7 protein-coding genes are annotated in these 7676 nt (G+C 72.3%); 2 read left to right on the top strand and 5 right to left on the bottom strand.

The features are described from left to right. The 3 genes from ETD86_RS51135 to ETD86_RS51125 all read right to left on the bottom strand — a co-directional run. Positions 1-170: NAD(P)/FAD-dependent oxidoreductase (locus ETD86_RS51135; protein ID WP_138673854.1), on the bottom strand; the 170-nt coding region annotated here is incomplete at its 3' end. 4 nt (positions 171-174) lie between these two features. Next, positions 175-696 (bottom strand): isoprenylcysteine carboxyl methyltransferase family protein, encoded by a 522-nt coding sequence (locus ETD86_RS51130; protein WP_138673853.1) that lies wholly within the window; start codon positions 694-696, stop codon positions 175-177. A 34-nt stretch (positions 697-730) separates the two neighbouring features. Beyond that, on the bottom strand, positions 731-1783 hold the full coding sequence (locus ETD86_RS51125) for a type III polyketide synthase (protein WP_138673852.1): 1053 nt from the start codon (positions 1781-1783) through the stop codon (positions 731-733). 122 nt (positions 1784-1905) lie between these two features. On the opposite strand from ETD86_RS51125, the gene ETD86_RS51120 reads away from it, so the two are divergent. Further along, positions 1906-2781 (top strand): UbiA family prenyltransferase, encoded by an 876-nt coding sequence (locus ETD86_RS51120; protein WP_138673851.1) that lies wholly within the window; start codon positions 1906-1908, stop codon positions 2779-2781. 57 nt (positions 2782-2838) lie between these two features. On the opposite strand, the gene ETD86_RS51115 is transcribed toward ETD86_RS51120, so the two are convergent. Continuing rightward, a complete protein-coding gene (locus tag ETD86_RS51115; RefSeq protein ID WP_246149469.1) occupies positions 2839-4104 on the bottom strand; it encodes an NAD(P)/FAD-dependent oxidoreductase in 1266 nt (421 codons plus the stop codon). A gap of 60 nt (positions 4105-4164) precedes the next feature. Further along, entirely contained in the window at positions 4165-5460 is a 1296-nt protein-coding gene (locus tag ETD86_RS51110; protein WP_211370856.1) for an AI-2E family transporter, read from the bottom strand. A 296-nt stretch (positions 5461-5756) separates the two neighbouring features. Here ETD86_RS51110 and ETD86_RS56365 point away from each other — a divergent pair, with 296 nt between their 5' ends. Continuing rightward, on the top strand, positions 5757-7634 hold the full coding sequence (locus tag ETD86_RS56365; RefSeq protein WP_170223748.1) for a PAS domain-containing protein: 1878 nt from the start codon (positions 5757-5759) through the stop codon (positions 7632-7634). Positions 7635-7676 lie beyond the last annotated feature (42 nt).

The raw sequence follows: 7676 nt of genomic DNA, 5'->3' as shown, positions 1-7676 counted from the left end.
CCGGTGACCATCACCCTCACCCGGCCGCCCGGCATGACGCCCTCGCCGCACGCCTTGTCCACGGGCGAGGCACGCGGCTCGACGACGACCGCCTCCATCCCCGCCAGCGCCGCGTGAACGGCCGTCGCCAGCCCCGCCGGGCCGCCACCTGCGACGAGTACGTCGATCACGCCGTCATCGCCCCGAGGCGAGGGCGAGGGCCGCGTTCTCACATCGGATCCGCACCACCATCAGCGCGGCGTTGAGCACCGTGAACGCCAGCGCGGTCACCCAGGCCGTGTGCACCAGCGGCAGCGCGAGCCCCTCCACCGCCACCGCCACGTAATTGGGATGCCGCAGCCACCGGAACCGGTAGGGGCCGCGCGTGACCAGCGGCAGGCCGGGCACCACGATCACCTGCGTGTTCCAGCGCGGCCCGAGCGAGGTGATGCACCACCACCGCAATCCCTGGGCGGCCACGACGAGCGCGAGCATCAGCCAGCCGAGCGCGGGAAGGAAGGGCCGCTCCGCCAGCGCGGCCTCCAGCGGCGCGCAGACGAGCAACCCGGTGTGCAGGGCCACCATCCACGGATAGTGCCCCTGACCGGCCACGACGCCGCCGCGCGCCATGCTCCACGCGGCGTTGCGCCGGGCGACGACCAACTCGGCCACACGTTCGAGGCCGACCAGCACGACGAGCACCAGATACCAGGTCATAAGGCAGTCACCAGCAGTCGGGTCATGGGCGCGGTCACCAGCGGATCAGGACGAGTTCCGAGCAGAAGCCCGGCCCCATGGCGATGATCAGTCCCCAGGTTCCCGGCTCGGGAGGCCGGGTGGCGAGGGTGTCACCGAGCACGTGCAGGACCGAGGACGAGGACAGGTTGCCGTTGGCCGCCAGCGAGCGCCACGTCACGTCGAGCGCGTCCGCGGGCAGGCCGAGCACGTCCGACACGGCTTCGAGCACCTTCGGCCCGCCGGGATGGCACACCCACGCCGTCACCTCCCCGGCCGTCACGCCGTGCTCGGCCAGAAAGCCGTGCACGTCGTCGGCCAGGTACCGCCGCACGACCGCCGGAACGCTCGCGTCCAGCATCACCCGGAACCCGGTGTCGCCCACCTGCCACCCCATGACGTGCTCGGAGCCCGGATACAGGTGGCTGCGCGAGGCCACCACGGTGGGACCGGCCGCCCCGCGTCCGGCGCCGCAGGCCACCACGGCGGCCGCGCCGTCGCCGAACAACGCGCCGGCGACCAGGTTCGCGGGCGAGGAGTCGCCCCGCTGCACGGTGAGCGAGCATAACTCCACCGACAGCAGCACGGCCACGTGGTCCGGCCACCCGCGCAGGTAGTCGTGGATCCTGGCGATGCCCGCCGCTCCGGCCACGCAGCCCAGGCCGAAGACGGGCACCCGCTTGACGTCGGGCCGCAGGCCGAGCGCCGCCGCCAGCCGGGCGTCGACGGAGGGCGCGGCGATGCCGGTCACCGACGTGAACATGATCATGTCCACGTCGGTCGGCTCCAGTTCGGCCGCGTCCAGGGCGGCCTTCACACTCTCGAGCCCCAGGTCCACGGCGACCGAGACGAAGGCGTCGTTGGCGGCGCCGAAGCCGTTGAGCTTCTCGTACTGCTCGATGGGCAGGGCGAGGTTGCGGTAGTCCACCCGGGCGTTGCGGTGCAGGCGGTCGAGGAGGCGCCGGTCGGCGTTCTCCGGCAGGCACACGCGGGCGGCCATGTCGGTGAGCTCGGACTGTGGGTACCGGTGGGGAGGAAAAGCACAACGGACTGCGGCGATACGGGTCATGCAGTTCTCCCTCGGCAGCCGACAACTCTTACTCCCCGCACGTTTCCCGTCCAAATGGTCATTTAAGCCACACATGGAGCGTGGGAATTCTCGGCGGCGATCGCCCGGTCTACGATCATCTTGTGACTCGCCCCGACCGCGCGGCGGCCGCCGTCTTACCCGATGGGCCGGGGCGGCTGGCCGTCGGGCTGGCGCGCGCGTGCCATCCCGGCCCGACCGCGGCCGTGACCGCTCTGGTCACCGCGCTGGCCGTGGCCACCGGGCGCGACGCGGTCGGGTGCGTGCTGGCGGGCGCGGCCGTGCTGACGGGGCAGCTCTCGATCGGCTGGTGCAACGACGCGATCGACGCCGAGCGGGACGCGGCGGCCGGGCGCGCGGGCAAGCCCGTCGCGGGCGGCACGGTGAGCGCGCGTGCCGTCTGGATCGCCGCACTCATGGCGCTGGCCTGCTGCGTGCCGCTGTCGCTGGCCTCCGGCTGGCGGGCGGGCGCGCTGCACCTCGCGGGGGTGCTGGCGGCCTGGGGGTACGACTTCGGGCTGAAGGCGACCCTCCTGTCGTGGGCACCTTACGCCGTGGGGTTCGGCGTGCTGCCGGCCTTCGTGACACTGGGCCTGCCCGGTGAGCCGTGGCCCGCGTGGTGGGCTGTCCTGGCCGCCGCACTGCTCGGGGTGGGCGCGCACCTGGCCAACGTGCTGCCGGACATCGCGGGCGACCTGGACACCGGCGTACGCGGCTGGCCGCAGCGCATGGGCGCCGCCCGCGTACGGCTCCTGGTCCCCGTGCCGCTGCTGGCGGCCACCTGCCTGCTCGTCTTCGGCCCTGGAGGCGCCGCCCCCGGCGCGGCGGGCTGGCTGGCGGTCGCCGCCGCCGCGGCACTCGCGGCCACGGGGCTGCTGCTGGCCTCCAGGTCCGCACGGGTGCCGTTCGTCACCGCCGTCGCCGTGGCGGCCGTGGACGTGATCCTCCTGGTCGCCGGCGGCGCCTCGCTCACCGCGTGACCCGCATGGCCCACGCCTCGCTCACCGCGTGACCCGCATGGCCGCCCCATGCCCCGCTCACCGCCCGGCGCGCAGGGATCCGCGCAGCCACCGCGTCCCCACGGCCAGCGCGAGCGGCGCGGGCACCGTCCCGTTCCCGAGCCCCACCTCCACCAGCAGGTCGAACACCTCCTTGCGGCGCACGGCGGTCTCGATCGCCGCGTCGATGAAACCGGGGTGCTGGGCCAGCCGGGCGAGCACGTCGGTGGTGCGCAGGTGCCGTCCGAGCGCCCCGCGCAGCTTGGCCCGGTACAACGCCAGCGGATCGCCCGGCGACTCCACCGCCGCCTCGGCCGCCAGCCGCCCGGACAGCAGCGCGTAGTAGATGCCCTCGCCGGTGAGCGGGTTGATCAGTCCCGCGGCGTCACCGGCGAGCAGGACCCGTCCAGCGCCGGGCGTCGGCCGCCCGGTCGAGAGCGGCAGGTGGTGGGCGCGCAGTTCGCGGGCGGGCCGGTCGGGCAGCAGCTCGGCGAGCCTGCCGTGCAGCACCTGACGTCCGGGCGCCCCGGCCGCGCGCAGCCGGGGCAGCAGCATGCCGAAGCCGACGTTGGCGGTGCCGTCGCCGATGGGGAACGACCACGCGTAGGCCGGCCAGCCCGCCTTTTGCATGGCGATGAGCTGGACATCGTCCTCCTCGGGCACGTCGGCGTAGCCGCGTACGGCGATGGCGGTGTGCTTCTCGGCGGCGGCGGCCAGGCCGATCAGGCGGCGCACGACCGAGCCGGCCCCGTCGGCGGCCACCACCGTACGGGCCCGCAGCCGCCCGTCGATGACCACCCCGGACCCGTCGAAGACGAGATCCTTGACGCGGTGGCGGCGTACCTCGACGCCCCTGGCCTGGGCGGCGGCCACCAGGCGAGCGTCGAACACCCGGCGCGGCACCACGTGATTGGGCCGCGCGGCCTCGGCGGAGACCCGCACCCCGCCCGGCGAGACCACGGTCAGGCGAGGAGTGGGCCGGTAGTCGTCGATGAGCGTGGGCAGCCCCAGCCGGGCCAGCTCGTCGCGCCCGTGGGCGGCGATGCCGTCACCGCACGGTTTGTCACGGGGGAAGTCGGCCCTGTCCAGCAGGAGCACGCGCAGCTCCGGGCGTAATTGCGCGGCCCGCAGCGCCGCCGCCGAGCCCGCCGGTCCCGCTCCCACGATCGCCACGTCCCACATGTCGTCCATGCGAGGTCTGTCCCACCGCGCGCACGATCGGAAACTCATCACGTCCCGCCACCGTCCGAGCCGGTTCTCCGCCAGGTCGGCCTGAGTGCACTCCAGCTTCTCCACCAGACGCACGGCCGCCGCCCGTACGGCCGCCCTCGGCTGAGCCTCGCCGTGGCCTTGCGCACGGCCGGGTCAGCCGTCCCGGTGCACTGTGTGCGCCTGTCCCGTGCGCGGCTTGGCCTCGGGCTCCGTCGCCGCCGAGCGCTCGCCGCCCTCACCGCCCTCACCGCCTTGGCCGTCCTGGCCGCCCTGGCCGCCCCGGCCGCCCTCGTCGTCCTCGTCGTTCTCGTCGTCGTCCTTGACGTACGCCTCCGGCACCTCGGGCGGGACCGGCACCAGTTCCTTGCGGGCCACGAACGTGTCGAGCAGCGAGAACAACATGGCCAGCACCGGCACCGCCAGCAGCGCGCCCACCGCCCCGAAGAGCTGCGCTCCCAGGATCACGCCCGCGAACGCGACGCCCGGATGCATGTTCACCGCCCGCCCGCTGATGCGCGGCTCCAGCGTCAGGTTCTCCACCTGCTGGTACAGGATCGCCCAGGCCAGCGCCGCCACCCCGATCCATGGCCGGGGCGAGACCAGGCCCACGACGGCAGGCAGCGCGATGGCGATGTACGTGCCGATCGTGGGGACGAACTGGGCCACGATGCCCGTCCACACGCCCAGCGCCAGCCACGAGGGCATGCCGATCAGCATGAACACGATGGCCGAGGTGGTGCCGTTGATCGTGGCCAGGATGAGCCGGGCGGAGACGTAGCCGCCGGTCTTGACCAGCGACACGTCCCACACGGTGAGGAAGATCTGCTGGATGCGGCCGGGCAGGAGCTGGGCGAGCCAGCGCCGCAGCCGGGGGCCGTCGGCTGAGAAGTAGAAGGTCAGCAGCAGCAGGGCGAAGGTGTTGAACACCGCCGCGGTGATCGTGCCGAGCAGGCCGAGCACGCCGCCGACCAGGTCCTGGGCGTAGGTGGCGGCCTGCTGGGGGGTCAGGTTGATGGAGCTGAGGATGGTGGAGATGTCGTACTTCGTGCCGAACCTGGCGTTGATCCAGTCGATGGCGCCGGTGACCACCCCAGGCAGCGCGCGCACGAGCAACGCGGCCTGCTCGACGAACAGGTTACCGAACAGGACCAGGAAGACCGCCGCGAGCAGGGCGATCCCGATCATCACGAGGATGGCTGCGGCGCCGCGGCGCATGTGCCGGGCCAGCCGGCCCACCGCGGGCTCCATCGCCAGCGACAGGAACCAGGCCATCACCACGACGACAACCAGCGAACCCGCGTCCGTGAGGACGAAGCGGATGAGATACACCACGACGACGACTGCGACGATGGCGAACCCGACTCGCCACACGTTGGAGGCCGAGAGAAGCACCTGGACCGGGGCGGCAGCCTCGGGACGGGACACCCGAGGCTCGATCGGCTTGGTCATGGCACTCTCCTGACCGGACCATGCGACGATATGCCTCACCGGCATCTTTCCTTCGTCCGGAGTGTGTCGTGCGCGGCCGGATCCCGGCTGCGACCTCCTCACCGAGGACGACACCTGGCCCGGCTACCAGGACGACGCGGTGATGTCGTCATGTGGGCCGTTCACCGCGCTGTTCGCGTGTCCGCCTGCGGGGAGAGCGATGGTCTGTGTGCGCAGAGTAGTTGTACTCTGTACATATTCCCCCATCTTGACCCTCATGAAGACCCTGATGGCGTGGTGAAGGGCAGGGGATGGGGATGGGAGACGCAGAAGGTCCGCGGACCTTGCGGGCGGACCGGATGTCCGAGGAGCGGAGGCGGCTGCTGTCGGCGGTCGGCGATGAGCTGTGGGGCATCGAGCTCCTGCGCTTCGCGATCCAGCAGGCGGTGGCGGATCTCGCCGGGCTGGGCGGCATGGTGCATCTCGGCAGTCCCGGCTACGGTGGCGGGCTGCGCCTGGTGGTGACCAGCGGGCTCCCCCAGGCCTTTACCCAGGCGTGGGAACGCATTGACGGTAACGGCCCGCTCGCCCCGGCGCGCGCGTTCCGGGACGGGGCGTTCGTGCGGGTGTCCATGGCGAACCACGCCACAGGGACGCCCGGACATGACGCGACGGCGGGCGAACGGCCGGACGGAAAAGGCGGGTCCTGGTCCTGGCCGGCCGGTACGGCGATGGTGGCCGTCCCGTTGCTCGGCCCCGGCGGGCCGGTCGGAGCCCTGTCGGTCGTGACGGTCTCCTCGCACAAGCTGTCGGCCGGGCGACGGGAGTTCATCGACACGCTGGGACGATGGGTCGGCGAGCGCCTGAGCAAGCCCTGCCTGCGCCCGCCCGGTTCGGCCCTGACAGAGGGCCAGGACCAGCCCACCGGCTCGCACCTGCGGCCGGACCTGCAGGCGGTCGGCACGTGGGACTGGGACATTCGGACCGGTGACGTCACCTGGAATGACGCGATGCTCACCGTGCTCGGCATCGATCCGGACACCGCCGATGGGCGCATCGAGACCTGGACGGGCATCATCCACCCCGAGGACCTGCCGTGGGTGCTGTCCGACATGGATGAGGCGATCCGCACGGGGAGGATGCACAGCACCGAGTACCGGGTGCGCCGCCCGGACGGGACGTCCGGCTGGGTACGGGTCCGCGGCCGGTTGGTGCTCGACGAGAACGGCGAACCGGCGCGCATGATCGGCACGCTGTGGGACGTCACCAAGACCCATGACGTCCTGGAGACGGTCACCGAGCCACAGACGCGTACCCCCGAGCGTACGTCCGTGGAGCGGGCCTCCCGCGTCAGGCAGTTGACCAGGGCGCTGGCCGAGGCGGTCACCGTGCGGGACGTCGTGAACGCCGCGGCCGACTACATCCTGCCGTCCTTCGGGGCCTCCGGGCTGATGCTCGCCTTGGTGGAGAGCGATCACCTGCGGGCGGTCGGGTTCACCGGGTACTCGAAGGAGTTCATCGAACGGGTCACCCGGATGCCGGCCGCCGAGGGGCTCCCGATCGCGGGAGTCCTGCGTGATCGCACCCCGGCGTTCGTCACCTCGGTCGAGGAGTACATCGAGCGCTACCCCGTGACGGCCGACCTTCCGGCGGCGGGAGGCAAGCAAGCATGGGCCTTCCTGCCGCTGATCGCATCGGGACGCCCGGTGGGCAGCTGTGTCGTCTCCTTCACCGATCCGCGCCAGTTCACCGGTGAGGAGCGGAATCTGCTCACCGCGCTCAGCGGGCTGATCGCCCAGGCCATGGAACGGGCCCGCCTGTACGACAGGGAGCACACGCGCTCCAAGGAACTGCAGCGCGGGCTGCTCCCGCGCGCGCTGCCCTGCCTGCCCGCGGTCACCGCCGCGGCCCGTTACCTGCCTGCCGGTAAGGACATGGAGGTGGGCGGCGACTGGTACGACGTCATCTCGCTGTCGGCCGGCCGGGTCGCCATCGTCATCGGCGACGTCATGGGACACGGCGTGTCCGAGGCGGTCACCATGGGCCGCCTGCGCACCGCCGTCCGTACCCTGGCCGACCTGGAGCTGCCTCCCGACGAGCTGCTCTCCCACCTCAACGACCTGGTCAGCGACCTCGGCGACGACTTCTACGCCACCTGCCTGCTCCTGGTCTACGACCCCACCAGGAGGCCATGACGTGCCACCTGGGCGACTTCCCCGAGCACCCTCGTCAGCGCC

This window comes from Nonomuraea turkmeniaca (genome assembly GCF_005889735.1).
GTDB classification, from domain to species: Bacteria; Actinomycetota; Actinomycetes; order Streptosporangiales; family Streptosporangiaceae; genus Nonomuraea; species Nonomuraea turkmeniaca.
Note: the sequence above shows the minus strand (reverse complement) of the source record. Positions and strands in the feature narration are given on the sequence as shown.